The organism is Cupriavidus sp. 01L46 (assembly GCF_056399905.1).
On record NZ_JBFTSF010000558.1, the window covers coordinates 1 to 1,751 of the forward strand.

Sequence of the window (1,751 nt, forward strand, 5' to 3'; positions counted from 1 at the left end):
CCCCAATACAGCAGGCTCTCGGTCATGGAGACGCCGCGTTGGAACTGCGCGGCGTGATCGCGGTAGGACGGCACGAGCACGTCTTGCGCGCGCATGGCGCTGGCAACGCCGACGCCGACGGCCTCCTGGCCAAGCGCTGAGGCGAACGTGCCGATCTGGCCGGTGCGCTGCAGCGCAATGGCCTTGAGGTCGAACTGGCGTGTGAGCACCATGGCCCGGTAGAGCGGGAAAAGGGCCTCGGGATCGAGCGCAAATGCAGGCAGCGCTTGGGTCGGCTCACCTTGTGGATCGAGAAACTGCGTGTACCCGATTTCGAATGTCGCGACGGTCGCCATGCTATGCCCTTTATTCTTGTGTTCCAGTCGTTGCACTGGGGGCTGCCTTCTTTTGTGCGCGTCCCGGCTCATGGAGCCGTAATGCGCACGCTGCACCTGCATGTCAATGCTTGGGGCCCTTCATCGCCTCGGCTTCCCTGGCCGCCATCCGCTCCTCGCCGGCCTCGATCGGATCCATGGCCTCGTCCACCGAAGCCGCCGCGCGCTCAGCGTCCGCGTTGGCTTCTTCGGCGGGGGACTCGATGTCATCGTCCTCAACGCTTGGCGGCCTCAGCATGTCCGCGAGCATGGCGGCTAGCTCAGGTGTATCCCATGGCGCACTGCGCTGCTTTTTCCTCTTGATGTAGTGCCTGATTTCCGCATCCTGTTCCGGGGTCAGGGGAAGACCACGAAAGGTGCGTTGAGGGCCATCGGCGTCCATCATGGCGCTCCGGAGGGTTGTCTCGTTTTCAGTGTAGCGCTATTGCAGAGGTTGGGGCGATTGTGAGGACGACGGCAATGTGGGGTACCGCCCGGTCGCCTGCGGCAACATGCACCGTGCCCACCGCGGGCCAAGCGCATAGTTCAACGCATTCCCAATGCTCGCGGCAACGATCCGTGCGGCGTGCCGCCGTGGCTAATAGCATGGATGCCCGTTGAGATAAATAGGACGAGTCAACAACGGAGCGAAGACCACGACGGATCCGGATGAACAACGGAACGCCCGCGGCGGCGCACGCCAGGCATACCTTCTGCGGGTGCCCGGCGCGGCCCATCGAAATCCATTGAATAATAGGAAATTTCCGAATATTCATTGCGGAAATTACCGGGCGGTATGCCTGCCTAACCGGAGCAGATCGAGAAATTTCCCGGCAATTTTTGCATTCCGATTTTCGAATAGCCACGGGTATTCCGTTATCACTTCACGAGCTGCCGCCTTACTGCAGTCTCAGCTTCCATCGTTGACATTGCGAATACACCGTGATCCATAACAAGAAATTTTTTTAAATTTCTTCAAAGAATAGGACACGTCCGATTGATCCTTTCCGCACTCACCCAGTAGCATGTCTACCGAATCGGGCCGGAGCGCCAAGCGCACAGCGTTTTGCAGCCCGCATTTCGAATAGACGTGGTTGCATGGTGCGCTGCGATGCCAAGYATCAAGTCACCTGTCGTTCCCGGCGTGCGCAACCAATCCGCGATGAAATTTGCCGCGAAGCGGCAGGCGTGACAACGGAGAAGACATGGGCGTGATCGACGAATTCGAGACATACGGCGCAAGGCTGCCCGGGCGCCAGGCCTATCATCTGGACGTGCCTCGCGCGGCCAGCGCGGCGGAACTGTCGGTGGTGTCGTTCGAGGCGGTTGAGCGATTGGGAGACCTCTACACCGTCACGATCCGGCTAACCCACCCAGTGGAACTGGACCGGGCTGAAT

3 protein-coding genes are annotated in these 1,751 nt (G+C 60.2%); 1 reads left to right on the plus strand and 2 read right to left on the minus strand.

The window, feature by feature from the left end; all coding sequences use genetic code 11:
* On the minus strand, positions 1 to 335 hold a 335-nt coding region (locus AC1DS3_RS38305), incomplete at its 3' end, for a thiamine pyrophosphate-dependent enzyme (protein WP_477129325.1).
* Positions 336 to 438: 103 nt separating this feature from the next.
* Entirely contained in the window at positions 439 to 759 is a 321-nt protein-coding gene (locus AC1DS3_RS38310) for a hypothetical protein (protein ID WP_441634775.1), read from the minus strand.
* Positions 760 to 1,558: 799 nt separating this feature from the next.
* Here AC1DS3_RS38310 and AC1DS3_RS38315 point away from each other — a divergent pair.
* The coding region (locus AC1DS3_RS38315) for a hypothetical protein (RefSeq protein WP_477129326.1) at positions 1,559 to 1,751 on the plus strand (193 nt) is incomplete at its 3' end.